22 protein-coding genes and 2 tRNA genes are annotated in these 26,303 nt (G+C 47.2%); 13 read left to right on the plus strand and 11 right to left on the minus strand.

The annotated features are described in order from the left end of the window. Positions 1-4: 4 nt before the first annotated feature. The 6 genes from DLM76_RS08945 to DLM76_RS08970 form a co-directional block, all read right to left on the minus strand. Entirely contained in the window at positions 5-2,356 is a 2,352-nt protein-coding gene (locus DLM76_RS08945) for an NAD(P)-binding domain-containing protein (protein WP_118965001.1), read from the minus strand. A 450-nt stretch (positions 2,357-2,806) separates the two neighbouring features. After that, positions 2,807-2,879, minus strand: a tRNA-Ala gene (locus tag DLM76_RS08950). 15 nt (positions 2,880-2,894) lie between these two features. After that, positions 2,895-2,968 (minus strand) — tRNA-Ile (locus tag DLM76_RS08955). A gap of 72 nt (positions 2,969-3,040) precedes the next feature. Beyond that, positions 3,041-4,396: a YncE family protein gene (locus tag DLM76_RS08960; RefSeq protein WP_118965002.1), complete on the minus strand. Its 1,356-nt coding sequence runs from the start codon at positions 4,394-4,396 to the stop codon at positions 3,041-3,043. A gap of 10 nt (positions 4,397-4,406) precedes the next feature. After that, a complete protein-coding gene (locus tag DLM76_RS08965) occupies positions 4,407-5,588 on the minus strand; it encodes an acyltransferase family protein (RefSeq protein WP_118957631.1) in 1,182 nt (393 codons plus the stop codon). Next, positions 5,585-6,217, minus strand: a complete 633-nt coding sequence (locus DLM76_RS08970) for a Crp/Fnr family transcriptional regulator (protein WP_118957630.1) — start codon at positions 6,215-6,217, stop codon at positions 5,585-5,587. The genes DLM76_RS08965 and DLM76_RS08970 overlap by 4 nt, the downstream gene beginning before the upstream one ends. Before the next feature lie 305 nt (positions 6,218-6,522). Here DLM76_RS08970 and DLM76_RS08975 point away from each other — a divergent pair, with 305 nt between their 5' ends. The 7 genes from DLM76_RS08975 to DLM76_RS09005 all read left to right on the plus strand — a co-directional run bounded on the left by DLM76_RS08975 (position 6,523) and on the right by DLM76_RS09005 (position 13,649). Beyond that, a complete protein-coding gene (locus DLM76_RS08975; RefSeq protein ID WP_118965003.1) occupies positions 6,523-7,608 on the plus strand; it encodes an SMP-30/gluconolactonase/LRE family protein in 1,086 nt (361 codons plus the stop codon). A 70-nt stretch (positions 7,609-7,678) separates the two neighbouring features. After that, on the plus strand, positions 7,679-7,978 hold the full coding sequence (locus DLM76_RS08980) for an ArsR/SmtB family transcription factor (RefSeq protein WP_010575786.1): 300 nt from the start codon (positions 7,679-7,681) through the stop codon (positions 7,976-7,978). 69 nt (positions 7,979-8,047) lie between these two features. After that, complete coding sequence (locus DLM76_RS08985) at positions 8,048-9,223, plus strand: acyl-CoA dehydrogenase family protein (RefSeq protein ID WP_118965004.1); 1,176 nt, start codon at positions 8,048-8,050, stop codon at positions 9,221-9,223. A gap of 20 nt (positions 9,224-9,243) precedes the next feature. Next, a complete protein-coding gene (locus DLM76_RS08990) occupies positions 9,244-10,284 on the plus strand; it encodes a phosphotransferase family protein (RefSeq protein WP_118965005.1) in 1,041 nt (346 codons plus the stop codon). After that, a complete protein-coding gene (locus tag DLM76_RS08995) occupies positions 10,274-10,669 on the plus strand; it encodes a DUF6285 domain-containing protein (RefSeq protein ID WP_118957626.1) in 396 nt (131 codons plus the stop codon). The genes DLM76_RS08990 and DLM76_RS08995 overlap by 11 nt, the downstream gene beginning before the upstream one ends. Positions 10,670-10,675: 6 nt before the next feature. Beyond that, on the plus strand, positions 10,676-11,410 hold the full coding sequence (locus DLM76_RS09000) for a histidine phosphatase family protein (protein WP_118965006.1): 735 nt from the start codon (positions 10,676-10,678) through the stop codon (positions 11,408-11,410). 115 nt (positions 11,411-11,525) lie between these two features. After that, positions 11,526-13,649, plus strand: coding sequence for a sensor histidine kinase (locus DLM76_RS09005; RefSeq protein WP_118957624.1), 2,124 nt, complete (start codon positions 11,526-11,528; stop codon positions 13,647-13,649). Positions 13,650-13,663: 14 nt separating this feature from the next. On the opposite strand, the gene DLM76_RS09010 is transcribed toward DLM76_RS09005, so the two are convergent. After that, on the minus strand, positions 13,664-14,338 hold the full coding sequence (locus tag DLM76_RS09010) for a glutathione S-transferase family protein (RefSeq protein ID WP_118957623.1): 675 nt from the start codon (positions 14,336-14,338) through the stop codon (positions 13,664-13,666). 150 nt (positions 14,339-14,488) lie between these two features. On the opposite strand from DLM76_RS09010, the gene DLM76_RS09015 reads away from it, so the two are divergent. Then, positions 14,489-14,815: a DMT family transporter gene (locus DLM76_RS09015; RefSeq protein WP_118957622.1), complete on the plus strand. Its 327-nt coding sequence runs from the start codon at positions 14,489-14,491 to the stop codon at positions 14,813-14,815. A 478-nt stretch (positions 14,816-15,293) separates the two neighbouring features. Continuing rightward, positions 15,294-17,975 carry a hybrid sensor histidine kinase/response regulator gene (locus tag DLM76_RS09025; protein WP_118965008.1) on the plus strand — a complete coding sequence of 894 codons (2,682 nt, stop codon included), beginning with the start codon at positions 15,294-15,296 and terminating at the stop codon, positions 17,973-17,975. A 127-nt stretch (positions 17,976-18,102) separates the two neighbouring features. Here DLM76_RS09025 and DLM76_RS09030 read toward each other — a convergent pair whose 3' ends face one another. Continuing rightward, entirely contained in the window at positions 18,103-18,573 is a 471-nt protein-coding gene (locus DLM76_RS09030; RefSeq protein ID WP_118957618.1) for a nuclear transport factor 2 family protein, read from the minus strand. Positions 18,574-18,678: 105 nt separating this feature from the next. Here DLM76_RS09030 and DLM76_RS09035 point away from each other — a divergent pair, with 105 nt between their 5' ends. Next, positions 18,679-19,296 carry a TetR/AcrR family transcriptional regulator gene (locus DLM76_RS09035; protein ID WP_118957617.1) on the plus strand — a complete coding sequence of 206 codons (618 nt, stop codon included), beginning with the start codon at positions 18,679-18,681 and terminating at the stop codon, positions 19,294-19,296. A gap of 29 nt (positions 19,297-19,325) precedes the next feature. Here DLM76_RS09035 and DLM76_RS09040 read toward each other — a convergent pair whose 3' ends face one another. Further along, entirely contained in the window at positions 19,326-19,901 is a 576-nt protein-coding gene (locus DLM76_RS09040) for a PaaI family thioesterase (RefSeq protein WP_118965009.1), read from the minus strand. A gap of 255 nt (positions 19,902-20,156) precedes the next feature. Between DLM76_RS09040 and DLM76_RS09045 the strand changes: the two genes are divergently transcribed. From DLM76_RS09045 to DLM76_RS09055, 3 genes are all read left to right on the plus strand, one after another. Then, a complete protein-coding gene (locus tag DLM76_RS09045) occupies positions 20,157-21,188 on the plus strand; it encodes a zinc-binding dehydrogenase (protein WP_118965010.1) in 1,032 nt (343 codons plus the stop codon). A gap of 112 nt (positions 21,189-21,300) precedes the next feature. Continuing rightward, the gene (locus tag DLM76_RS09050) at positions 21,301-22,776 is read left to right on the plus strand and encodes a hypothetical protein (protein WP_241548212.1); all 1,476 of its coding nucleotides are present in this window, start codon (positions 21,301-21,303) and stop codon (positions 22,774-22,776) included. A gap of 312 nt (positions 22,777-23,088) precedes the next feature. Continuing rightward, positions 23,089-23,613 (plus strand): hypothetical protein, encoded by a 525-nt coding sequence (locus tag DLM76_RS09055; protein ID WP_118965011.1) that lies wholly within the window; start codon positions 23,089-23,091, stop codon positions 23,611-23,613. Positions 23,614-23,703: 90 nt separating this feature from the next. Here the strand turns inward: DLM76_RS09055 and DLM76_RS09060 are convergent, their stop codons facing one another. After that, on the minus strand, positions 23,704-25,155 hold the full coding sequence (locus DLM76_RS09060) for a pectin acetylesterase-family hydrolase (RefSeq protein WP_118965012.1): 1,452 nt from the start codon (positions 25,153-25,155) through the stop codon (positions 23,704-23,706). Positions 25,156-25,248: 93 nt separating this feature from the next. Beyond that, complete coding sequence (locus DLM76_RS09065; protein WP_118965013.1) at positions 25,249-26,190, minus strand: NADP-dependent oxidoreductase; 942 nt, start codon at positions 26,188-26,190, stop codon at positions 25,249-25,251. Positions 26,191-26,303: the final 113 nt, after the last annotated feature.

Below are 26,303 nucleotides of genomic sequence, written 5' to 3' on the forward strand. Positions count from 1 at the left end.
CTTATTATTTTATTTCTCCGAACGAAAGAACGTCGGTCGGGCAGTTGACGACGCAAGCCGAACAACGCACGCATTGAACGTTGTCCATCGGAGTTCCTTTGTTTGCGTAGCTCATCACGTCGATCCCTTGGTGACAGACTTTGGTGCAGATGTTGCAGGAGATACACCGTTTCTTTTCGGAAAAGATCCGAAAACGGCTGAATCTCGCGTAGATATGCATCAAAGCCGCGAGCGGACAAAAGAATCGGCACCAAACCCTTCCGCTCAAAAGGAAATACGAACCGACTCCGACGACTCCGGCTAACATCAAATCGACGATCAAGTCGTAGATTTTTTTTCCTCCGTCTCCGATGCTTCCGAATACGTGAGTGATCGGAAACCAAGGCGATAGAAAAATTTCGCTTAACTTGAGTAAGGTGATGATCGTCGCAAAGAATAAAATCCATTGCCCCGAGTTTTCCAACCGATTGGCGAATTTGCCGTGAGGCATTTTGGTTCTTGTTTCGTCTCCTAAGGTTTCGGCCAGACCTCCGCAGGAACAGATCCAACCGCAGTAAGCCCCTTTTCCGAAACGGTACACGAGATAGGGAATGACTACGAAGGTTTGCAGGAGTCCGTAGACGAGCCAGAACGTAGTAATCCCCGTGTTGTAAAAGATTCCCATGTTGAGAGGCCACGCGAGAATCAATCCGTATGCGTTCCAATAAGCGCCGTACGGAAACACTTGTGTCAGTATAAATCCGTTTCCGTCTCCTAAGAGGCCGTTTTGTCCGAGAAAGGGAAGGATGATTTCCGGTAAAAGAAACAATGGAAAGATTTGAATGAGGATTAAGGTCCAGGTCTGTTTTCGGATATATCGTGTAGGTCTTAACTTCATCCTTCTCAAACCGAAGGTAAGAATGGTGAGCGAATACAATAGAGTGTAGTGAAAACCCGGTTGTTTTCCGAGGAATAAAAATCCGAAATACCTTCCGCCCACATAGACGAGACAAAAATACAACGCCGCGATCAATAGATAAGAATTTCTGAATATACCCCAGCCGTTGGCAAGCAGTTCCGTTCGTTTTTGAAAAAGACGGATTGTGAGCGGGACTCCCAAACCGATCAATGCAAAAAGAGAAGTAGTCGCGATCGTTCCGTAGGTTTCGATTCCGTAAAACGAAGCCTTCCCGAAGTAAACCACGTTTGCAAAGAGAAACATAGCGGCAAATCCGATCCAATCCCAAACGTTTTTTCGATTTTGAATCCGGATTCCGATTCGTTTTAAAAATTCGATCGGGGTTCGAGAACCGATCTGTACTAAGACGCTCGTGTTGGGAATGACTTGGGAACGGGCGTCCTGGACCGGGTTCTTTTTTGAATCGGTAAAACCTGTTTTCGAATCAAAGCGCCCCGCGTTTGTTAAACGAACTTCGCGATCGGAAATTTCTTGGACGATGCTTTCGTTTAAGAAATCGATTTTGCCGGAGGCAACAAGATCCGCAAACCGATCCTTGTTATCGCTTTTCGGTCGAACCAGCTCTTTGCCGCGATAAGAAAGTTTCGTTGAGTTCGCGTATTTGCTGATCGCGATCGCTGCTTCGACGGCCGAATCTCCTCCACCGACGACAAGAACGTCCTCATTTTCAAAGTCCTTCGGATCGAACAATCGATGATACACTTTTGGTAAGTCTTCTCCGGGGATTTGGAGGTTCTTTGCGTCTCCGCTTTTTCCGATCGCGAGAATCACTTCTTTCGTTGGAAAGGATTCTCCGTTTTCCGTGTGAACCGTAAAACCGGATTCGATTTTTTGAATTTGAGATACGGTCGTTCCGCTGCGTATCGGAAGTTTCCATTTTTCCAGAGCTTTTTGGAGATCGGATAAAAGACTTTCTTTCGTTCCGTTTTGAATGGAAACCTCGGAGGTCGTTTTTAAATCCTCCGGTTCCGCAAAAATAGGCTTCGCTTTCGGATAACTTTTTACGGTGTGAAACGGATCATTGGATTCTAATATTAAGAAGTTATAATTTAACTTTTTGCATTCGATTCCTGCGGAAATCCCCGCGGGACCGGCGCCTACGATCAGCACGTCGTAAACGGAGGAGTTTTCGGCGGATGTTTTTGCCGTCGCAGAATTTTGTTCGGGAGTGATACGAGACGTTCCCCGTTTTGCCGAAATTTTCCGAACGACTTGGGCCCCGCTTTCAACGGCGAACTTAAGAAGAGGAACTCCGGTTAAATCTCCGATTATGGAGACGCCCGGGATCGAGCTTTCAAACGAATCGGAAACTTCGGGATAGATTTCCACGGGGGATTCCGGCGCGTCGTTGTGAAGCCAGGAGAAATAACGCGAGAGAAGCGGGATTTTTACGTTCATAGTCGTTTGCTCGGTTTCGGAAGTCGCATTATTTTTCGGATCGTATCTTCCATTCTACGATACAACCGCGTTGATTTCAATTCGTCTTTTGTCTTGGAAAGTTACAAATCCTTTTCCGGATGGGGTCGCGGCGCGGATTTAAAATAGTTTAGAAAATCCTAATATTTTTGAATTTTGAGCAAAACCTTATCTTACGATCCCCGCGCTATGGATGCGGAGCGTGCGCAGCAGTCTTCTCATTTCATTTTTGAAATGAGAAGACCGAAGGCGTTAGCCGTAGCGCGGCGCAAGCCAGTCCTGTGCGCTGGAACGATTCGTTTTTGATTGTAGAGTTGAATTCGCGCAGGAGCGCCCGAAACTGATTCAAGAAAAATTTCTTCTCGGAGCAACTCTTGTTGAAATTGAATTGAAAGGGAAGTGTTTACCGAATCGAAGCGGGATGATTCGGTATGGAGCTTGTCGGGATCGAACCGACGACCTTCTGAATGCAAATCAGATGCTCTCCCAGCTGAGCTAAAGCCCCTTTTCAAGTACCGGATGGGCCTGATGTGATTTGAACACATGACCCCACGCTTATCAAGCGTGTGCTCTAACCAGCTGAGCTACAGGCCCGGTAAGAGACATGTTTTTAACTGAGTTCCCAAATGCAACAGTTTTTTAGTAAAAAACGTTCTCCGGTTTTTTCTAAAATCCGTCTCTGCGATAGACTCGAATTTGATGATCCAGAAAATCCGAGATCACCAAGTATCGGTTGTCCGGCGAAACGTCGAGCCCCGTGGGTTGATTTCCCGCTTCCCAAAATTCTTTTACCGTATCGGTCGCGGTGTCGATGACATACACTCTTCCGAGAACCAATCCTTTTTTGAGATAACCTTCGGTCGGGTTGTTCGGTCCTCTGCAGGAGACGTAGAGATATTTTCCATCGGGAGACAACGCAATCGTATTCGGTTTATCGAATACTGGAATCGACTTCTGCACTTTCTTCTCTTTCAGATCATAGACTTCGATTTTGCTGCAGCACATATCCGAAACGTAGATCTTATCTTCGGTAGGTCCGGGAACGATATGACGTTTGTTGCCCGGAGGTCCGATCGTATCGATCAGCTTTTCCTTTTCCATCGAATAGATGCCGAGTCTTCCGCCGCTGGATTCCTGATTGCTCGCCGAGAATTGAGCGATATACAATTCCTTTCCGTCTTTGGAAAGAAGAAGTCCCCGAGGCAATCCGATCTTATCGGTCTTGCGCGTTTCCGTTTTCGTCTTGCGATCGATGACGGAGATGTCTTCGCTGATCCAGTTCGAACAATAGACGAGATCGCGGATCGGATCGTAGAGAAGAATTTTGGACCATTTACCCGTAAGATCCACCGTCGCTTTATACGCGAGAGTTTTTAAATCGAAGACGTGCACCGCGTTCGCCTGCATCTGACTGACCCAGAGTTCGTTGTGTTCGGGGATCGCGATCGTTTCTACAAAGCCGAGTTTCTTTTTGTATTTTTCGGGAGGCGCGAGTCGAACGGTTTCTCCCGTTAAGATATTCAGAACGTCCATTCCTTCGTCTTCGAGAAGAGGAATCGCCAGTCTTGTGTTATCGATAAAACGCACGCTCTTCGGCTGCATTCCGGTTTTGAATCGCGCGGTAAAACGATGCGTTACGCCTTCTTTGTCGAGGGCGATCAGTTTTTCGTTCAGCTCTTCCGCGTTCTTAACGCTAAAGGAAGAATTTTGAAAACCCGGAGAAGAGAGTTTCAACTCGAGTCCCTTACCGTCCGAATAAACAGGAACCTGCAATTCCACGAGCGCGATGTTCTTGTCCGTTTCCAATACCTTGAACGGAAGAACTTCTTCTCCCGTTTTTATGACCGTTCCTTTGTAAGGATGAATTCCGAATTTGACGGTCGCACTTCCGCTTTTTTCACGATTGGCAGGAGAGGAGATCAAAGAAGAATTTCCGCTCTCGCAGCAGACGAGAAACAGAAAGATCGGAATGAGAAAGGCCGCTTTGGGTTTGAAGAGAATGTTTTTGAGATGAACGTTCAATGGAAACTCCCTATGGATTCTTTTTTGCCTGCGTCTGATTCCCGAGGACGAGATTCACCCAGCGGAAAGGACGTATTAGAAAATGATAAATTGCGAATGTGATTGAAAATACGAGAAACAGATGGAGGAGGAATTTCTCCGCAAGCCCCAGGCTCGTATGAACCACGAAATATCCGGCCAACAAAGAAACCGGATGATGAACGAGATAAATCGGCAAACTCGCGGTTCTCATGTATTCCGTTTGTTCGTTTTTAAAGTCGAAGAACTTTTGAAACAGTCCGATGAGCAGCCGGATCATCAGCCAACCCGCGGCGCATTTGGAAAGAATGTGGAGAATTCTTCTCCAATCCCCCGTATAACCGAAGTAAGACCAGAACGGATCGATCCTGCTGATTTCGTAAAATCCCCAGAAGGTAAGAAGCGCCAGCGGAGCCCAGATCCAGAAACGATCGGATTGCGGTTCGAGCAGAAGCTTTTCCTTGGAGATGAGTAAACTTCCGCAGAGAAAAAACGTATAGTTGTAAACGAAGTTCACCGGTTCGATCGCGAACCAGGATTCGTCCTTCATAAAGTAGAAGTTGATCATGCACGTCCCCGTAAAACTGATGAACGTGAATACCGTGATCGTTTTCCATTCCTGCGCGAATCCTTTTTGAGCCGGTTCCTTTTTGAGAAGAGCCGTTAAAGGCAGAGTCGCCTTGCGGACGAAAAGATGCAGGATCGTAAACAGGATCAAGAAGTATAAAAACCAAAGATGGGAAGGGCGAATGTTCCCATTTAAGAAAATTTGAATATAGAAATCGAAGTAAGAAATTTTATCGCCCGCCTGTAAAAGCGAAATGTAGGATTGCATCGGCGCGAATAAAAGAACCCCCACGACCGTGGGGATGAAAATCCGGAAGATTCTCATCCGTAAAAAATCTTTGAGAGGTTTGGCCCGAAAGATCGCTTCGGTAAAATATCCCGATAAAAAGAAGAAGAGGGGCATTCGAAATACGTGAACCCATTCTCCGAATACGTCGAAGAATTCCGATCGTTCTTCGTTTCGAAGCGGGTATTTGATTTCCGCGGCGTACACGATCGCGACGTGAAATACGAGACCGAGCAAGAGAGCGAACGATCGAAGATTGTCTAAATAAAAAAGTCTCTTTCGGTTTTTGGAATGTTCCGACAAGGTTGGCTTAAGGCTCAAGCATCCACCGTATATTTGAATAGAGCGTCCCGGATGATCAACGTGGATGGATCTTCCTTTCTCTGTTCTACCATTTTATCTTTTACTAATAGACTGATCGAACTCACCAAGTCCTGATGCTCCAACCCGACTCTTAGGATAGCCCATTTGATAAAATGACTGAGATGAATTCGAACTGTTGTTCCGTCTTTTTCTCCGTTCGTTTGGGAGAAGCTGATCAATGCGGAAGTCACTAAATTCTTTTTGTCTGCTTTCAAAAGGGAAGCGATCGTCTTATTCGTTTCCCTCAAACGAGAGGAAAGAATCTTAACGATCTTCATCGAAAATCCCGGATTGGTTTGGATCAGATTGAAAAACGCGCCCTCGTTGATCGCGATAAGCGAAACATCCGTTTTTGCGACGGCTCTTGCGCTTCGAGGCGTTTTGTCGATCAGTGCCATTTCGCCGAACATATCGCCCTCTTTTAATTCTACGAGGAGTTTATAAGCCTCCTTTACTTTTTTGTGAATCCCAACCTTCCCCTTTACGATCAAATACATCACTTCCGCTTCTTGGTTTTCTTCAAAGATGATATCGGATTCTTTGAATGTAACACCGAGTCTGTGGACCATAGATTCTGTTATTTTCATAGTTCTGACGGACCTTATTTATAATCTCGCATTAGTTTTTCGATTTTTCGGAATTCAGATTTTTCGGAGAAGTCTGCACCAGCTTCGAAGGTTTGGGAACCGGAATCAACTAAAATCTGCGGGTGCGTTAGGGTGGGGCTGATGTTGAGGCGATTTATAGAAAGCAATGTGGTAGTTCCCACAGTTTCCGAGAAGAATCTTCTCTTTTGTGGGAACTCCTTCGGAACAAGCGGGGAAATTCCTGTTGACTCGCACCCGGTCCCGAATATTTTTTTGGGGTCCTTAGAAATTCACACGGAGGTTGCATGAACCGGAATCGGATTCTTGCCGTTGTTTCCATTTTTCTTTTGGGTGGAATTGTCTATTATATCTTAAAACCTTCTCCCGTTGATCCGTTGGCGTATTTCCCGCCGGAACCTCCTCCGATGGAAGGAGCCTATGCTCCCAATCAATTGTTGTCCGAGGCCGAGCTGATCGGTTTAGGAAAACTGCAAGGTCCCGAAGACATGGAAGTCGACGACCACGGGAATATTTATGCGTCTTGCGAGAATGGAAAGGTGATTCACATTTCTCCCGAAGGCAACGTTAAGGCGCACGCCGCGACTTCGGGGCGTCCCCTCGGCAGCAAACTTTTGGCCGATGGTAGGCTGATTATAGCCGATGCCGACAAAGGACTTTTGGAAATCGGAACCAAGGGAGAAGTGAAAGTCCTCAGCACGGAAGCGGACGGGGTTCCGTTTCGATTCACGGACGACTTGGACGTCGCTCAAGACGGGACGATTTATTTTTCGGACGCTTCGGACAAGTTCGGTAGCAAGGAATATCTCTACGATTTGATGGAAGCGAGACCTCGCGGAAGACTTTTGAAATACGATCCTCATACGAAGAAGACGACCGTGTTGTTAAAAGAATTATACTTTGCTAATGGAGTCGCCCTTTCTAAAAACGAGGACTTCGTATTGGTCAACGAAACGTATCGATATAGAATCCGCAGATATTGGCTGAAAGGCCCGAAGGCAGGTCAAAACGATTTTTTTATAGAGAATCTTCCGGGATTTCCGGATAATATTTCGGCGGACGGAAACGGAACGTTTTATCTCGCATTGTTTACGGTGAGAAATTCCCTCATGGATAACGTCTTTCATCCGCGTCCCGCTTTGAAGTCGGCGATTGCGAAACTTCCCAAGTTTCTCTGGCCGAAAGCGCAGCCTTACGGATTCGTTCTTCTTTTGGACGAGAACGGAACTCCTCTTCGCAGTTTTCAGGAACCGACCGGAAAACATCTGAAGGCGATCACCTCCGTAAAATATAAAAACGGTTTCCTATATTTGGGAAGTCTTTATAACGATCGGATCGGAAAAATTCGGCTGGAATCCGGAGCGTCCGAGTGAGTAGATTCGAAAAAAGGAATATACGTTCGGTTGTAAGCAAGATCGATCGAAACAAAAAACGTTATAACGAATGAAGAAGAAAAAGAAATTCCCGTTCGAAACGGAAGCTACGCTGCAGCTCATGTCCGCGATCTCCGATCCTGTAAAGTTGAAGATCGCGAAAATTCTTTCCTGTCATCGAGAGGTGAAAGCGGGCGACATCGCGAAGGAATTCGACATTTCGAGAACCACGATCTCGCATCATCTCAACAAGATGAAATTGTTGAATCTCGTTTCTTCCCGGAAGGAAGGAAAGGAAATCTATTACTCGGTGGACAAGAGTCTGATAGTTGACACGTTAAAAGAAGTTGTAAAATTTCTGGAATCCTGAAGGATTTGTATATGTCGATGAGTGTCAACATATAGATTTATGTAACCGATTCGATTTAAGGAGATAGGGATGGATTTTACGATACCGAAGGAAGTCGAGGAGATCAAAAAGAAAATCCGCGATTTCGTGGAAAATCACGCGATTCCCGCGGAGGATCACTACGACTACGATCAAGGAAGGATGCCCGAAAAGATCACGGAAGAGCTGAGAAAGAAAGTAAAGGAACTCGGTCTTTGGACTCCGCATCTTCCAAAATCGGAGGGAGGACTCGGACTCGATATGGTGGGAACCGCGATCATCTTCTCCGAACTCGGACGTTCTCCGATCGCTCCCTATCTTTGTAACTGCGACGCGCCCGACGAGGGCAACATGCACCTTCTTCATATCGCGGCAAACGAAGAACAAAAGAAAAAATTCTATTATCCTCTTGTGGAAGGAAAGATTCGTTCCGCTTTTGCGATGACCGAACCGCCTCCGGGCGCCGGAGCCGATCCGCAAACCTTGACTACCAACGCGGTCAAAGACGGAAACGAATACGTGATCAACGGGCACAAGTGGTATTGCACCGGAGCGAACGGAGCGGGCTTTTTGATCGTGATGTCCAAGGTTGCGGATTCGTTTCGAAGAACCACGATGTTTCTCGTGCCGACCGATACGCCCGGTTATACGATGGTGCGTGAAATCGGAGTGATGGGTTCGCACGGTCCGGGAGGTCATTGCGAATTGAAGTTCGAAAACGTTCGCGTTCCCGAATCTTCGATCCTCGGAAGAGTGGGCGAAGGTTTCAAATGGTCGCAGGAGCGTCTTGGACCAGCCCGCCTAACACACTGTATGCGGTGGATCGGTCTTGCGAGAAGATCGATGGAAATCGCGAGGGAATATGCGCTCAAACGCGAAGTATTCGGTCAAAGAATCGCGGATCATCAGGGGATTCAGTGGATGTTCGCCGAATCCGCTTTGGAAATCGAATCCGGTTATATGCTTACTTTAAAAGCCGCACACACTCTTCGATCGGGAGAAGACGCAAGGCAGATCATTTCGATGGCAAAGTGGCAAGTCTCCGAAACTCTCTGCAAGGTGATCGACCGCGCGATTCAGATCTGCGGTTCTCATGGATACGGAAGGGACATGAAACTCGAATTGTTTTATCGGGACGCAAGGGCGGCTCGGATCGCGGACGGACCGAGCGAGGTTCACAAAATGGTGATCGGAAGAAACCTGGTCAGCGGCAAAAACGATTTTTAATATTAGAATACGCGAATATTATGAACGACACCGAATTAAAGAACGTTCTGGAAGGATATCTTTCGGACAGATTGAAGGGAAAAACGGAGATCCATTCGATGGTATCTCTTTCGGGCGGAGCTTGTCAGGAGAATTTTTCCGCGCAGCTCCAGGTTTTGGACGGACCGGAAAAAGGTTCTTACGATACCGTATTTCGAACCGACAAAGGCGCGGCGCTTCTCGCGTCGTTGAGTCGGGAGGACGAATTCGGAGTTTGCGAACTCGCCTACAACGCCGGCGTCAACACTCCGAGACCTTTTTGGCTCGAAACGAATCGAGGCGTAACGGGAAGTCCCTTCTACTTTATGCAGAAGATTTCCGGAAAAGCCACGGGAAGATATATCGTCAAAGATCCTTCGCTTAACAAAATCAGAAAACAACTCACCGCGGATCTAGCCGGCAATCTCGCAAAGATTCATTCGGTAAAACCGGAACATTGTAAAAACGAAACCCTTCGTAAAACTCTTTGGATGGGACAAGATCCCAACGACAAGGTAGTCGCGAACGGATCGATCCGTTCTCTTCGATTGGAGCTGGATCGGATGAGCGAAGCGTATCCTGCGATGGAGATGATTCTCAACTGGCTCGAAAAAAAGGCGAAACCTTCGGACGATGTCGTATTAATACACGGGGATTTTCGAACCGGAAACTTTATGGTAACGCCCGACGGGCTTCAAGGAATCGTGGATTGGGAATTCGCGCACTGGGGAGACCGGCACGAAGATCTCACATGGCTTTGTATGAGAGACTGGAGATTCGGAAAGTTGAATAAGGAAGCGGGCGGTTTTGCGGACCGCACCGAATTCTACGAAGCGTATGAAAAGGCTTCCGGAGTCACGTTGAATCCGGCGATGGTCACGTATTGGGAAGTGATGGGAAATCTCCGTTGGGCGATCGGTTGTATCGGTCAGGCGGAACGGCATCTTTCCGGAAAGGATAAGGGAATCGAACTTGCGGCGATCGGAAGAAGAGCCTGTGAAATGGAATACGAAGCGATGAGGATCATAGAAAATGCAGGATAAACCGACATCAACGGACTTGCTCGAAGCGATTCAGGATTTTCTTATGAAGGAAGTCCTCCCGCAATTCAAGGATAAGGATCTTCTTTCGTATAAAACATTAGTAAGTTGGAATATGTTGGGAGTCGTTTCTCGGGAGATTCGATCCGGAGAGGAGCTTCTCGACAAGGAACTCGATCGTCTCGTAAAACTTTTAAAGAAGAATTCTTCCCTGCCTTCCACGTTAAACGAAAAGAAAAATCTCGCGCACGCTTGGAACGCGGAACTCAGGGACAAGATCCGAAAGGAAAAACTCTCTTTGGAAAACGCGGAGTATTGGAATCACGTAAAAGAAACCGTACGCGAAAAGGTGGAAGTCACCAATCCTAGATTCACGACGGAAAGTTAGTCGCTCATGTCCGTTGTTCATCTTGTCCGTCACGGACAGGCAAATTCTCAAGGTGAAAACTACGATCTCTTAACTCCGCACGGAAAGAGTCAGGCGTTTGCGCTCGGAAAGTTCATGGCTCAGAACGGAGAAGTTCCCGATCGGATCGTAACCGGGACCTTGCGTAGACAAGTCGAGACGGGAGAATCCTTTTTGGAAGGGGTGATTTCGGTCGTAGGCGAACGGGAAGAATTTCGATCCTCTTCGTTTATCAATCGAGATGCGGGTTGGAACGAATTCTCACCCGAACTCTGGGGATCTTACTCGAAACTGCTCGCGGCAAAGAGGCCCGAGTTTGCAAAAACTCTTTCTCAATTCGCAAAGGTTCGACTCAAAGGCGGGATACGATCCGCGGCTCTGTTTTTTAAGCTGACCGAAGAGATTCTCAAGTTTTGGAAAGAAGGAACGGAAACTCCCGAAGGAATCGAAACCTACCGCGGTTTCGAGGAAAGAATATTCCATTCTTCTAATGTATGGTTTTCGCCCGGGGATCAGGAACGGAATTTCATCTTCACTTCGGGAACCCCCATTTCTTTGGTGCTGAATCGGCTCTTAAAACAGGACGAGGATTGTTTCGCTTGGATGCCTTGGATCTGGAACACCTCCTTAAGTACCTTTCGTTGGGTCAGAGGGAAATATCTTCCCGTTTCGATCAACGGAGTTCCCCATCTTCCCGAAAAAATAAATCGCACTCTATTTTGATCCGTTTTCGGAATTATTTGAGTCAGAATCCGTTTTTACGAGTCTTATAAACGAGAAAAGAGGTCGACGAGTCGAACGGTTAACGTCCATACTGTTCGTCGTTCGTGAGTCATTGATGACAATTCAGAGAAGTCAATCTCGATCTTCCTTAACCAAAGCGGGGCTTTGGATATTTTGGATCAGTACGATCTTGACGATCGTTTCTTTTTTCGGAAATTACTATTACGAAGAAAGAAACGTAGATCGACTTATAGACAATATTCATTGGACGATCACCTATCTCTGTGCCGCGATTCTGGCTTGGCTCGGATATCTCGCCGCCGAAGGAGGAATCCATCGATTCCGACTCTGGTTTGCGCTGGGCCTTACCGCTAACGCGCTCGGTCAGCTTTCGTGGGCGATCCAAGTGTATCTCGATTATTATGTGACGCCTACCCCGAGCGATTATTTGTTTCCTTGGGTCGCGCCTTCCTTCGTGATAGGATATTCTATTATCGTTATTGAATGTGATCGCACTCGTATCCGCGCCGCGGTTCTCGACGCATTAGGCTTGATAACGGCGATCCTTACGCTCTCGCTCGCGTTGTATCTTCCGCAACGCGAAGGAGTCGGAATACCGCAGCTTCTCCCTTTGATCAATCATCCCGTATCCTTTTTAACGGCGGCCGCGTTGGGAGTTCTGCTCATTCCGCTTTTGCGATTGCAGCCGGATAAGTCCTGGTTTGCGTTCATACTCGGAATGGGAGGAACGGGGCTTTGCTGGTTGTTGTGGAACGCGTTCTTTATCGTAGAGATTCCGCCGGACGGAACGATTCTCAACGCGGGATTTTCCGTATCCGCGTTGATCTTAGGATACGGAGCATTGACTTGGGAGCCTAAGTTCAACGATAACCCGATTTGGGGAAGAAGGTTCGAAGCCGCTCTCCGTTTATTACCTTTATTTGAAGTAGTTGCGAGTTCGATCACGATCGTTCTTGCCGGAACTCTTTCCGGTCTGCCCGAAGGAGTTCGGATCGTAGCGTGGACGGGAACGACGATCGTAGTCGTGATCGCGAGTGCGAGACAAACGTTTCTTGTAAAGGAAATGACGGACGCCGAACAACGAATCCGCTCCATCAACGAAGGTCTCGAAGGAATCGTCACCAGACGAACGGAAGAATTAAGAACCGTAAACCAATATCTCGTTTCCAAAAACGAACAAGTCGTTCGAGCCATTGAAGATTTGAGAAGCGCGCAGAAACAGCTGATCCGCTCCGAAAAGATGGCCGTTTTAGGACAGTTGGTAGCAGGTATAGCGCATGAACTCAATACCCCGCTGGGAGCGATCGTTTCCTCGAACGAAGGAATTCAATCCGTATTGTCCAATTCGTGGGAGACTCTTTTAAGAAATTATTCCGAATTTTCCGAAGCCGAAAAGAAAGTCTGGGAAAAACTTTTTTCCAAAGGAATATCTCCGCGGGAATTTTACGATACGAAAGAGGAGCGAGCAAAACGGAAAAAAATCTCGGGATTGTTAAGCGAAGTAGGAATCCGGGACTCGATGCGGCTCGCCGATATTCTCACGGATTTGGGAATCGCGCCGGAGGAAATTTCCGAAGTTCTGCAAGAGTTATCGGATAAGGAGAGATTCTTTCCGATCGCGCATAACGCGCTTTCTTTGTCCAGTTTGGCCCGTGCCAGTTTTACGATCGAAAAGGCGGCGGAAAAAGCGTCGCTCGTCATACAAGCTCTCAAAGAATACGCGTATAAGGATCGTTCGGGTGCTGCGATGGGACCGGTCGACGTCCGCAAACAATTGGAAACCGTACTTACGCTTTATTATTCCAAGTATAAAACTCAAGTGGAAATCGTCCGGAATATGCCCGACACCGCCTACGTTTGGGGAAATGCGGACGCGCTGACGCAGGTCTGGACGAACATCATCGGTAATGCGCTCTATGCGATGAACTATAAAGGGAGAATGTCGATTTCCTGTAAAAAAATATCCTCGGGTTGGGAGATCGCGATTGAAGACAGCGGAACCGGAATCGAAGACACGATACGGGATCGGATCTTCGAACCTTTTTTCACCACAAAACCTTCGGGAGCCGGAACCGGTTTAGGATTGGATATCTGCCGCAGAATCATCGAAGATCACAATGGCAGGATCTTTTTCGAGACTTCCGATCGAGGAACGACTTTTTACGTCGTTCTTCCGGTTGCCGACGCCGCATCGGATCGCAACGGACATACGCTTTAGAATATCAGAAAATTCTACTTTCCTAACATAGCTTGCGCTTTCTTTTTGATTTCCTCGGCGTCCTTTTGGTGATCCACTTTGTTCGGAATGTCCTTTCCTTTTATGAATGCTGGACGTTGTGAGAGTTCCGCCTCCCAGCGTTTGAGATTCGGAAACTCGTCGAGAGAAACCTCCACATAGTCGTGAACGTTCACCCAAGGCCATGTCGCGATATCCGCGATCGACAATTCCTTTCCGCCGAGATATTTACTTTCACCGAGCCTGCGATCGAGGACGGAATAAAGACGTTTGGTTTCGTTCTGATATCTTGCGATCGCGAACGGAATTTTTTCGGGAGCGTATTTCAAAAAGACTCCGGCTTGGCCCTGCATCGGACCGACTCCGCCCATCTGAAACATCAACCATTGCAGAACCACGCTTCTTTCCTTAGGATCCTTCGGTAACAGTTTTCCGGTTTTTTCGGCGAGATAGATCAGAATGGCCCCCGATTCAAAAACGGTAAAATCGCCGTTATCTTTGTCGATGATCGCGGGAATTCTTCCGTTCGGATTGATTTTCAAAAACCAATCCTGTTTCTGTTCCAATTTTCCGAGATCAATCGGATGCACTGTATAAGGAATTCCTAATTCTTCCAATAGAATGGAAACTTTTCTTCCGTTCGGTGTGGAAGCTGAATATAATTCGATCAAAGTTCGTTTCTCCGTCCGTTTTAGAATTAGACTTTCTTCTTTTGAAAAGAGGAAGAAGAAACTTCTATTTACGATTCGAAAAAAAACTTCTTCCCTATCTTCTGAAAGACAATGAGTTGATACACGGAGCCCGTAAAAAAACGTGGATCTATGGCTTGGATCTATCTTATCATCGCTTCCGTTTTTGAAATCGGCTTTACTACCTGTTTGAAACTTTCGGAGAATTTTTCGAAACCGTTGTGGACCGTAGGGTTTGCAATTTCCGCCGTATTGAGTTTGGTTTTTTTGAATAAGGCCGTACAAACGATTCCAATGGGGACCGGTTATGCGGTTTGGACCGGGCTCGGCGCGGTTGGAACCGTGCTTGTGGGAATTTTGATTCACGGAGAGCCGATCGATTTCTGGAGAGGTTTTTTTCTTTCCACGTTGATCCTTTCCGTTTTGGGATTGAAGTTTTTGGTTTCTGAAACCGCTTGAATTCGCGTTTGCGCTTCGTTTCGTAAAGACGGAGACGGAACGAATATAGGAAAATTAAAATATTTTAATGTTTTTTGGATCGATCTCTGCGGACTTAAGAATCCTTTTTTAATCCTCTCGTTCTTTGCCTCCGTTTGCTTCATGGTCTTGTTTGAATGACTCCGGTTTCTTTTCGGAAACAAATTGTTAACTTAATTCTTAGTAAAAAGATTTTAAAATAGTAATCCTTTCAGCATAGTCCTTTGCAGAGAGAATGATTTGTAAAAAACGCTTCGTTTAATAATTCGTTCAAATAGAGGGATTTTATTCCGATCAAGTTTAGAGTCGTTCCAAAACGATCTAAGCCGAACGTGTTATCCCGATTCAAACGGAACGAATTGTTAAGTTCTGATTCATTGCCTCGACGTTCTTGAAGATAAGACGCGAAGCTTTGGTCGAATTGCGGATTCTTCAAGAGGTCTTAGGAGTTATATTGGGAATGCTGGAGAAAGAAGCGATTCGAACCGCCAAAATGGAACAGGAAAAACGGGAATATTTTTACAGACAAATCGCCAAACAGTTTCCGAACGGGGGAGTCGCCGTATTCGATCGGGATTTTCGGTATCTTATTTTTGAAGGAAGAGGTTTGCAGCTCGTGGATCTCGTAGCGGAAGAAGTGCAGGGTAAAACCATCCGCGACATCTTTCCGAAAGAAATCTGCGATATTAGCGAACCGTTATATAAGGCGGCCTTTGAAGGAAGGACGACGACGATCGAAATCCCTTATATGGGAAGAATTTTCAAACTCGAACACGCCCCCATCGAAAATGAAAACGGAGAAATCGATTACGGTCTTGTGATGGCTCAAGACGTCACCGCTCAAAAGAAAGCGGAAGACGCTCTGAAGGATTCGGAGTTGGACTTAAGAGCGCTTTTCTCCGCGATGAGCGATATCATTCTCGTAATGGATGTGGAAGGACGTTATCTTAAAATCGCGCCCACCAAGGCTAAGTTTTTAACGGCCCCCGCTCACGAACTTTTAGGAAATCGAGTGCGCGATTTTTTTACTTCCGATCGGGCGGACCTTGCGGAAGCGACCATCCGTAGAACCCTCACGACGGGAAAAACGCAGAGCATCGAATACGATTTGGAAATCCGCGGGGAGGTTTTGTGGTTCGAAGCGAGCGTTTCGTATCGTTCCGAAACGACGGTCTATTGGGTAGCGCGAAACATAACGCAGTTTAAATTGATCGAAGACGCGGCAAAAAAAAACCAGAAGCGTTTGCGCGACATCATCGACGGATTGGTTCCCGATATGTTCGTCGGCCTGATCCGGCCCGACGGAGTTTTAGTCGAAGTGAATAAGGCCCCGTTGACGGCGGCAAAGATCCGCTTTGAGGACGTATTGGGGAAACCGTTTGATCAAACCTATTGGTGGTCTTTTTCAACTGCAAGCGGGGAAACTCTGAGAAACGCCATAGCAAGAGCCGCCAAAGGAGAATCGCTTCGATACGACGCGGAAGTTCGAATCGCCGAAGAAGAATACATCGTCGTCGATTTTTCGATCCAACCTTTGAGAGACGAATTAGGAGTCATTCAATTCTTGATCGCATCGGGAACGGTGATCACGGAGCGAAAAAGAGCGGAACAAGCTCTTCAGGAATCCAGACAAAAATATAGGGAACTCGTCGAGAACATAAACGACGTCATTTTTTCCACGAACGTTCTAAGCGGAGTCACGTATATCAGTCCGATCATACAATCCTTGATCGGTTATTCTCCCGAAACGATCATAGGAAGTCCGTTTAAAGAAATCGTATTGGAAGAGGATCGGGAATACTTTCGCAAACTGATGGGTTCGGCCCTCGGCGGCAATCGCGACATGTGCGAATGTCGCATTAAATTAAAAGAAGGCGGTTCTATCTGGGTTCAGATTTCGGTCCGTCCTATATTAAGAGAAGGGAATATAGTCGGAGTCGCGGGCGTGATTATGGACATCACGAAACGAAGGCAACTCGAACAAAGGCTCTTTCGGACGCAGAAACTGGAAAGTCTCGGAACTCTTGCGGGAGGGATTGCGCACGATTTCAACAATCTTCTCGGAATCATATCCTGTCATTTGTCGATTCTTCAGGACGAATCCACGGACCGTCAAAAAAGAATCAAAAGCACGGATGCGATCGCAACGACGATCAAACGCGGCGCCGATCTCGTGGGTCAGCTGCTGACGATCGCACGGAAAGGGGATATGACCCTCGGCCCCGTTCATCTGAACTCAGTAGTCTATGAGATCGTACATCTGATGGACGAAACCTTTCCGAAATTGATCGAGATCGATCTTTCGATGGGATGCGATCTGCCTCAGGTCCTTGCGGATCATACGCAGCTCCATCAGGTCCTTCTCAACTTATGTGTAAACGCAAGAGACGCCTTGGAGCCGAACGGAGGTAAGATTCGATTGTCGACCAGAACGGTTCGCGGCGAAGAGATACGAAGCAGACATGAAAAAGCCGAAGCTCTTCTTTACTTGGAACTCACCGTTGCGGATACGGGAATCGGAATGGACGCTTCCACCAAGGCAAGAATTTTCGAACCGTTCTTTACGACCAAGGCTCCGGGAAAAGGAACGGGATTGGGACTTGCAACCACATACGGAATCGTGGAAACGCATCGAGGTTTTATCGAAGTGGACAGCGCGATCGGAAAGGGAACCGAGTTTCGAATCTATCTTCCCGCGCAAACATACGAAGTCGCAAAAGATACGAACGAAGAATCTTCCGTGCGAATTCTCAATCCCGGGGCGGGAACCGTTCTTTTGATCGAGGACGAGGAAATGCTGAAGGAAGTGTTGACCGCGATTCTTGAAAAGGAAGGATACAAGGTTCTCGTTGCCGCGAACGGATTGGATGCGGTTGCAATTTATCGATCGCATTGGAATCGTATCGATCTCGTTCTTTCGGATGTAGGGCTTCCGGGAATGGAAGGAGATCAAATGTATTACGAAATGAAACGGATCAATCCTGCGATCCGCGCGATTCTGGCGAGCGGATTTATCGAGCCGAACAAGAAGATGGAACTCTTGCGCGAGGGAGTGATCGAAGTATTACAAAAACCGTATGCGACCGTGGAGATCTTAAACAAGATCAAGACCGCCATTCATCCGGGAACTTGGAGCGTATAAACGACGTTCATTCTGCGGGGTGTTGATACGATTTCTCCCGTAAAAAATATTCTAAAGTTAGAATATTCAAAAAAACGGCGGGAGCCGAACGCTAACCCGCCTTGGAAAAGAAGCTGAATCGGATGTGTTAACGATTCGCGATGTCGAACGAGGACGTATCCTCATAGAAAACGTACTCTAAAATCTTTCCGTCCTTAACGATACATTTCAGAGCCCAGTCGCTTTCATACATTCTCCCGGTGGATTTCAATTCGTGTTTAAAACGCCCGTTTGCAAATACGACGTCCTTGTTTCCGATCACGTTCTCGACGACGAATTCCTTCGTGTTAAACGTCTTACCGAGATTGGTCACGAATTCTTCCGCGCCTTTTTTACCGGAATACGAACCGTAGAGTTCTCCGGTTTTACGCGAAGCTTTTCGGACCGCGGTGATGGACGCGTTTTCGTGAAAACTTCCGATGACTCCGGGAAGATCTCCTTTTCCGAACGCGGAAAAAAATCCGTTTACGACTCCGACCGGGTTGTTCGATCTTTTTTCCGCGCCTAAAGCGAACGCGAATACCGTGGAAAGAATGAGTGTGGATATGGCTGCACGCATTGATGATTCTCCTTCAAGAATTACGATACTGGTAGTTTCGTATATTCGATACCAGCAGTATCGTAATTCACTTGACGGTCAAGAGTTTTTTCGTAAAAAGAGAATATGGCCGAAAAAAAGAAAACGAAGGAAAAAGAAGAAGTCTCCCGCCGAGGAAGGCCGAGGGCGCAGGATTACGAAGAATCCATCTTAAAGGCAACGTTCGAGTTGCTTGCGTCGAAGGGATTTTACGGTTTTTCCATCGACGACATCGTGGAAAAGACGGGTGTTGCGAGGACCACGATCTATAGAAGATGGCCGAGCAAGGCGACTCTTGCGATGAATACCATTCTTACTTTGATCAGTCCGTTTCTGGATTTTCCCGAAGGTATTTCGTTGGAGGAAGGAATTCTCAAGCAGATGAAAGGACTTGCCGGAGTTTTCCAAGGCGACTACGGGAAAGTAATCTCTTCCGTGATCGGAGCCGCGCAAGACGACGCGGAATTGGCAAAAGCGGTACGGGACGATTATCTAAGGCCGAGAAGAAAGATCGCGGCCGAATACATCAAACGCGGACGCGCCACGGGAGAATTTCCGGACGTGAGCGACGGCGAAGTGGAAGGTTTTATCGATCTTTTGTACGGAGGTTTGTATTTCCGTCTTTTGTTAAAACACAAAAAGCCGGGTCTCGACGGCTTGGAAACCTGGGTGCGCCAGGTATTCCGTTCGCTTCGAAACGCTTAAGAAAAACGTGTATTAGGAAAATTGAATTCTTAAGATTCGATTTTTTGCCGTTTGATCCGTTTGCGGATTTCCTTACCGCGTTTCTGGTTCACTTCCAACACCTGCAGAAGAGTGTCGATCGGGAATACGGTTCCTTGGAACATTCTTCTCATCGTTCTTTCGGACATATCGTACCAGCGGGCTTTGGAGGAAACGAGAAGTTCTCCCGTTTTGGAAAAATGAATCGTAGCTTTCGTATAAAGCCTTCTTCTTCTAACCATCGTAACCCAACAACGAACTTCCACCTCTTCGTTGAGAGGAACCGCTTTGTGATAACGCATATACAACTGATCGGTCATCACGAAGTGACCGAGATGAAAACAAAGCACGCCTTGCGCTTCGTCGAGGAGAGTCGCAAGAACTCCTCCGTGCGCGAAACCCGGAGCGCCTTCAAAGGCTTTTTCTATTTTAAACGGAAATCGAACTTCGCCGCTTTCTTCGTGAAAGGGGAAACTTGCGTGAATTCCTTTCGGATTATCGGGACCGCAGCCGAAACAATTCGTATGATGCCAGTCTTGACCGTTCTGACTCGCCTTGATCTCCCGGTAGATTGTCTCTGATTCCATGTGTTCCTCCGGAAGGAGTTTTCTATTTGGAGAATTCCTCCGATTTTACAACCGAATCGATTCTCCTTCCATGAAAAAATCCGATGCTCCCGATTCAAGTGCTAAACCCGCGAAAATTTCGGAAAGATTCGCTCGTTCGAATACCCGGAAATTTACGGATCCGTAAAAGTAGAATCCGAATTCAACCCCAAATCACCTTGACTCGTCCGCGATCGATCTTAATCTACGTTGCGTCTTATCCTTGGAGAATCGAACATGAAAGCCGCAGTTTTAGAATCCGGTAAAAAAATCTTAGACATCCGCGAAGTTCCCGTTCCCGCGCTCGGACCCGACCAAGTAAAAGTAAAAATCAAAGCCTGCGGCATCTGCGGGTCCGACGTTCATCTCGTCGTTCATGGAACGATGAAGTGTAAACATCACCCAAGAGTTCCCGGTCATGAATCTTCCGGCGTTGTGGAAGAGATCGGAGAAAACGTAAGTCGTTTTAAAAAAGGCGATCGGGTGGTGATCGCGGCCGGAACTTCCTGCGGAGTCTGCAAACAATGTAAATCCGGACATGAAAATCTCTGCAAGGACTTAGGCGTGTTCGGCTTCGATCGGGACGGAAGTTTCGCCGAATACAACGTAGTCGAAGAACGTTATTTGTATTCTCTTCCCGATGCGATTCCTTTCGATCAAGGAGCGATTCTTGCGGACGCGGTTTCCACTCCGTATCATGCGATTCGTTACCGAGGCAATATTCAAGACGGAGATACGGTTGCGATTTTCGGCTGCGGCGGTTTGGGAATTCACGCGGTTGCGGTTGCAAGAGCGTTGACGAGCGGTAAGGTGATCGCGCTCGATGTGGACAAAGGGTCTTTGGAAAACGCCGCGAAATACGGAGCCGACGAATCGGTGAACTTGAAGGAGATTCGGAATCCCGGTAAAACCTTAAAAGAAATTACGAACGGAGTCGATCTTCTCGCCGATTTTTCGGGTTATATGTCCAACGTGGAAGAATCTCTTCGAGCGATGAATCGGGGAGGAAGAATCGTTTTGGTCGGAATCGGCAAGCAGCCTCTCAAATTTCAGATTCCGTTCATTCTCATCGAGAAGATGATTTCCGTTTCCGGTTCGTACGGTTCGGATCGGCGCGCGATTCCCGAACTCATCGATCTGTATTTGAAAGGAAAAATCAATCTTACGCATTCAATTACCTCGCACCATCCTCTGGAAGAAGTGAATCAATGTCTCGAAGATCTGGACGAACGAAAGGGAAATCCGATTCGATTTATCATCGAACCCTGAAATCTTTTGTGTAGCGATCGTTATAAAAATCTTGCATTTTAAAAATCGGGAATTAGGTTTGGGAGGAATACTTCAGTAATATATATCGATCGTTATATAAAAGGTGGTGATTGTGAGAATTCGGCTTCAAGGTTTGATTCTGCGCGGAGTTGTTCTACTTTCGATTCTTCTTGTTTTTCCCGTCTTAGGGGCTTTATCACTCAAGGACATTCCCCCTTCGATCGGTCCCGACGGAAGAGAGATTTCCAAACAATTCCTCGGATTCTTGCGCGGAGTCGCCAAGAAGGTTCAATACGACGGAAAGGCGTTGGAGTTCCACAAATACATCGAAGCTTCTCTGGAAAAGTTCGAACTCAAAAAGCTCTATCACTCCGAATTTCTGCAAAAGGAAGAGGACGGAACACATTGGGTTTCGTACAAGGGTAGATTTTCTTCCGAAGGTTATAAGATCAGTCTCGAAGAAAAAAGGATGAAGACGATCTCCGTTCCCGCGTTCGGGGATTTCAGCGCGGAGTTCGATCTCAAACACAATCCGAAGCCATTGTACGGGGGAACTTCCTATTCGGGGAATTTGGATCTGGTCACGCATCTCGGTCCATTTACGCACAAACACGCGGTGATGGCGATGGAAGCCGGTCTGAAATTTTTGGATCCGCATAACGTTCGTCAGATCGACGCTCCGAATACGATGATCTTTAAAAAGGTCAACAATCCGGAAGCGAGAAAGGTTCTGAACGATCTTTCCAAATCTTTTCCGGATCTCGGTAAGTTTTTGAATTATTATTTCGGTTTGGATTCGCTGCTTGTTCTTTCCGACGATAAGGAATCGAAGGGAGGATCTTCGATCACCAAGTTCAACTTCAAAGGTTCGATTTCCAGAAACATCGCTGACGACTACGAGGAGTTAGGCGATTATCTCGATACGATCAAGTATCTCGGCTGGGTGAACATCAAGATCGAAAATCAAAAGGGAAAAACCCTCGCGGAGATTCGCCTGAATTCCAAAACTCCGGACGTTTCGTTCAAGTTTATCACCGCTCACGGGAGAATTCTTCCGTATGACTCGAAAGGAAATTTGTATCATGAGGATTCGTTTTCGATTCCTTCGCTGAACCATTTTCCGTTTCAGGTCCGTGTCGCTCTCGAAGCCAATCTCTACGGACTTTTATTAGAAAATCCTGAAATTCTTCTTTCGGGCGTTTTCGTAAATCATCCGGATAACGGTTCTCTTTCGTTTAAGATCCATAAGATCGAAAAGTTCGACGTTTCGGGCGGGTTTTCCTACGTGATTCCCACTTGGGCGATCAATTTGGTCATTCCCGGAAATCTGGAATCCATCATCCACGAGTTTACCGAAACTCTCGTTCACGCCAACGGCGACAAAGGAACCAAAGTCGCTTTATCCTGGAACCGGGACGGCGGTAAAACTCTTTTGAAAACACACGTGGAATCCGAGTTTCTGGATAATTTCTTTATCCGCTTCGGTTTAAAAATCTGGAATCACAAGGTTCTTCCTTCGGAGGAAGCCCGCGAAGATATCCGTAAGGTTTTTATCCGTATGATGGATTTGATTATTAAGGATATTTAATGTTTAGAAACGGCCCGATCCGGCCGTTTTCGTAAGAAACTCCCGTTCACAACGCGGCAGGGATCGATGCGGAGTCAAGTTATTGCTGTTCCGTTTCAGGAACGGCGTTCGGAGAATTCAATAACTTGACTGAAGCGGAGAGCCCGTCCGCCGCCCGGAATCATATTCCAAATTTCTCATCCAGTTTCAAGTCGGTTTAAAAAAAATCCTTTTTCGCGTTTTTTTTCCGAAAAAGGGAACCTTTGCTGACCGTATCCGCATAACTCCGAGCATATATCAAGCGTTAACTCTCTTTGAAGGAATATAAATAATATGAAAAAGGCCACCTTAGCGCTTTTGATTTTGGTTATGGCGATCGCATGTAAACCTAAGGAAACCGATGAGGAAAAATCCGATAAGCTTTTCCTGAACCTCTTAATTGCAGGCTATGTCTTAAATCCCTGCAACAGCGGCGCTCGCTTGTCCTCCGGCGCGACTAACCTTACCGTTCCCGAAGGTCAGACTTTTACGGTTTGCGGAGACAAAAACGGAACCCCGACCCTAACGTTCACGAAGGCAGGAACGTATCGATTGACTGGCGTCAATGGTTCTCAGCTTCATACTTCGAGTCGCTGTAATTCGGAGCGCGACCAGTTCGAAATTCTCGTGAAAGACGGTGGAAATACCACAGTTCTGACCAGCTCCGCGACCGGTGCAACGGCAGACATCACCGTTGCGGCGAACGCAGTTTATTCGATTAGCGTAACTGGAGTTTCAACAACTTCTCCTTATACCTGCAATGGTGTTCGAGCTTCTATTTCTACCACTGCGGCGCTTTTGACGATTACGCCGATCTGATGCTGGGATGATGTCGAAGTAAGAATTACTTCATTTGTGTAGAATGAGAATCCGCACGAGTTCCTTTAAGGACCGTGCGGATTTTCGTTTTTAGAGACCGGTGATCGTTCCGCAGGTCGTCAGTAAACTTCTCGCGTTTGCGTAGGATTGATCCGAGGTTGCCACCCCGAGCGCAAGATTGATCTTGCTTTTGACCATATTGGAATTCGTACAATTTTCTCCGTTATTGGAACACTTCGCGTTCCCCGGTTTGACTCCGGTGGAAAGCGTCGTCAGCCAGGTTACGAAGTTCGTTCCTCCCGCGTTTACGTTGTACATTTCTTCCGAGGTCGTGATCGTATGTACGTCCCCCGGCGCGATGTAATAGGAGTAGTTCGCCGCTCCGCCTGAAATCCCCGTCATAGAAGTGACCGCTTGTTGGGACCAGCCGCAACTGGATCCGTTCGTCGAGGCCGGTGTTCCGTCCGGAGCGGAACTTCCATCCGAATCTCCGAATAACGCCGAATACGTTTTGCTCGAATCATAAGGATCGGTCGTTTTAGAATCCGAATACGTCGGCGCCGCGTTGATGATGTTCATGACCTTATAAAAGAATCTTTGATTTCCGTCAAAGAGAGCCGTGTATTGTCCGGTTTTATCTCCCGAACCGTTGTAATACGTGGAAACCTTCGTAAAGAAATCCTGAATGGACGGTGCACCGGCTGTGAGATAGTTTGCGGCGATTCCCGTCACCCATGTCGGGAGATTCGGGTCCGCTCCCCACTGAGTGCTTAGGTTGTTAAAGAATCCTGCGGGCACGACTCCGTTGGACGCATCCGAAAGTAGATTCACTTTTACGGAAGCGTTCAGACCTTTCACGGTTTCCCGTACGATCGGATAATTCAATAAGGCCCCGTATCCACCGGCGCTTTGTCCGGTCACGAAGACGTTCTCCACACCCGTATATTCGGATTGAATGTATTTCAACGTGGCGAGTACGTTATCGTATCCGCGGTGTTTGACGACCGTCGCCGTTCCTGTGTTCGGGTTGGTGTAGGTCATATCCTTGGAACCGATGTGAAGATCTCCCGTGCAATAGGGAATAAAAACTACATCATAATCTTTGAATGGATTGGAAGCGTTGCCCGCGTTCATCACTCCTTGAAACGCGAGTTTTACGAACAGATCCGGAACGGAATTGAGTTGATTGAAATACGTCGTCGTGCTGTTTCCGAAACAGTTATAGTTGCTCCAACAAGCGCCTCCTCCCATAAAGTTAATCAGAAGTTTCTTATTCGATGCGCTTACTTTTTTGCGGTAGATGGAGAATGTCGTATTTCCATCGGCTCCCGTACAAGAAGGGGTAAACGCTCTGTTCGTATAACTCGCTCCCGCCACGGTGATCGTCCCAGCGGAAGGAGTGATCTTTTCATAAGGATTGTATAAAAAATCCGCTACGACTAAAGCCAGTATCGTTTTGTCGTCGTCATCGTCGTTTTTCTTGCAGTCGGCGAAAGCGAAAACAAGACAAATTGCCATGAGGGTTATTGCACGTCGTTTCATCGGTTGAACTCCTATCTCTCGTTCCCCTGTATCTTTTTGAACTCGCCAATTATAGGATTCCCATAAAGGAAAGTCAATCGATACGCAAAATAATCAAACGTTCAACACGATCTTTCCTCTCGTATGAAAGCGCCCGATTTCTTCCATTGCGTCCGCCGCCTTGGAAAGAGGGAAGGTGCGACTGACGTAGGTTTTGAGTTTTCCTTCGTCCGCGAGCCGACTCAACGTTTCCAGATGTTTTGCGTTCGGTTCCACGAAATGATACGCGGCGGAAACATTCGGAATTGCGGAGAAGTCGCTTTCTAAGATGGACACGATTCTTCCTTGAGAATGAAGACAGGAAACTCCGTCTTGGAACGTGGGACCTCCCACAAAATCCATCACGAGATCGGCCCCCTTCGGGTAAGAATGTAGGAACTCCTTCTTCCAATCGGGATTTTTGTAGTTCAACGCAAGATCGACCTTCCATTCGTTCTTTAGAAAATCCTGATTTTCCGGTCCGGCCAATCCGATCACAGTAGCTCCGACATTCTTGGCGAGTTGAACGGCGAAACTTCCCACGCCGCCCGAAGCTCCGAGAATCAAAACCGTATTTCCCGCTTTGCAGTCGGCCAACTGAAAGAGACATTGATACGCCGTTAAACCTGCGAGAGGAGTTCCCGCACTTTCCTCGAACGACATGGCCTTCGACTTTTTCGCCAGATACGATTCCGGGATCGCAATCGATTCCGCGTAGGCGCCTTTGGAAATCGTAGGTCTTCTGCAATAACTGAACACTTCGTCGCCGATTTCGAAACGTCTCGCCGCGTGACCCCGCGCTTCCACCACGCCCGAAAATTCCCAACCTGGGATTACGGGAAATTCGTGCGGCATTCTCCCTTGCAGCTTGCCTTCCCTGATTTTCCAATCGACCGGATTGACTCCGGCCGCGTGAATTTTAACGAGGACCTCTCCTTCCTTGGGTTCCGGAGTCGGGATGGAAACCCATTCCAGAACTTCTTTTCCGCCGAATTGGGACATTTGGATTGCTTTCATGATTTTTTTAGACGGAGAATGGGTCGGATTTGATTTGAGAATCCTTTCCAGCGTAGGAACCTGGACAAATTCGACCTTTGTCGGAACACATGCGGGAATGGAGGAGGGCGATT

Source organism: Leptospira yasudae (assembly GCF_003545925.1).
Classification (GTDB): Bacteria; Spirochaetota; Leptospiria; order Leptospirales; family Leptospiraceae; genus Leptospira; species Leptospira yasudae.

What these genes read in the sequence shown, in the direction of transcription:
- DLM76_RS09015 (WP_118957622.1), top strand. Translation starts at nt 14,489, where the DNA reads ATGGCTTGGATCTATCTTATCATCGCTTCCGTTTTTGAAATCGGCTTT.
- DLM76_RS08995 (WP_118957626.1), top strand. Translation starts at nt 10,274, where the DNA reads ATGCAGGATAAACCGACATCAACGGACTTGCTCGAAGCGATTCAGGAT.
- DLM76_RS09040 (WP_118965009.1), bottom strand. Translation starts at nt 19,901, where the DNA reads ATGGAATCAGAGACAATCTACCGGGAGATCAAGGCGAGTCAGAACGGT.
- DLM76_RS08990 (WP_118965005.1), top strand. Translation starts at nt 9,244, where the DNA reads ATGAACGACACCGAATTAAAGAACGTTCTGGAAGGATATCTTTCGGAC.
- DLM76_RS09035 (WP_118957617.1), top strand. Translation starts at nt 18,679, where the DNA reads ATGGCCGAAAAAAAGAAAACGAAGGAAAAAGAAGAAGTCTCCCGCCGA.
- DLM76_RS08980 (WP_010575786.1), top strand. Translation starts at nt 7,679, where the DNA reads ATGAAGAAGAAAAAGAAATTCCCGTTCGAAACGGAAGCTACGCTGCAG.
- DLM76_RS09030 (WP_118957618.1), bottom strand. Translation starts at nt 18,573, where the DNA reads ATGCGTGCAGCCATATCCACACTCATTCTTTCCACGGTATTCGCGTTC.
- DLM76_RS09045 (WP_118965010.1), top strand. Translation starts at nt 20,157, where the DNA reads ATGAAAGCCGCAGTTTTAGAATCCGGTAAAAAAATCTTAGACATCCGC.
- DLM76_RS08945 (WP_118965001.1), bottom strand. Translation starts at nt 2,356, where the DNA reads ATGAACGTAAAAATCCCGCTTCTCTCGCGTTATTTCTCCTGGCTTCAC.
- DLM76_RS09005 (WP_118957624.1), top strand. Translation starts at nt 11,526, where the DNA reads ATGACAATTCAGAGAAGTCAATCTCGATCTTCCTTAACCAAAGCGGGG.
- DLM76_RS09060 (WP_118965012.1), bottom strand. Translation starts at nt 25,155, where the DNA reads ATGAAACGACGTGCAATAACCCTCATGGCAATTTGTCTTGTTTTCGCT.
- DLM76_RS09065 (WP_118965013.1), bottom strand. Translation starts at nt 26,190, where the DNA reads ATGAAAGCAATCCAAATGTCCCAATTCGGCGGAAAAGAAGTTCTGGAA.
- DLM76_RS08970 (WP_118957630.1), bottom strand. Translation starts at nt 6,217, where the DNA reads ATGAAAATAACAGAATCTATGGTCCACAGACTCGGTGTTACATTCAAA.
- DLM76_RS09000 (WP_118965006.1), top strand. Translation starts at nt 10,676, where the DNA reads ATGTCCGTTGTTCATCTTGTCCGTCACGGACAGGCAAATTCTCAAGGT.
- DLM76_RS09025 (WP_118965008.1), top strand. Translation starts at nt 15,294, where the DNA reads ATGCTGGAGAAAGAAGCGATTCGAACCGCCAAAATGGAACAGGAAAAA.
- DLM76_RS08985 (WP_118965004.1), top strand. Translation starts at nt 8,048, where the DNA reads ATGGATTTTACGATACCGAAGGAAGTCGAGGAGATCAAAAAGAAAATC.
- DLM76_RS09055 (WP_118965011.1), top strand. Translation starts at nt 23,089, where the DNA reads ATGAAAAAGGCCACCTTAGCGCTTTTGATTTTGGTTATGGCGATCGCA.
- DLM76_RS08975 (WP_118965003.1), top strand. Translation starts at nt 6,523, where the DNA reads ATGAACCGGAATCGGATTCTTGCCGTTGTTTCCATTTTTCTTTTGGGT.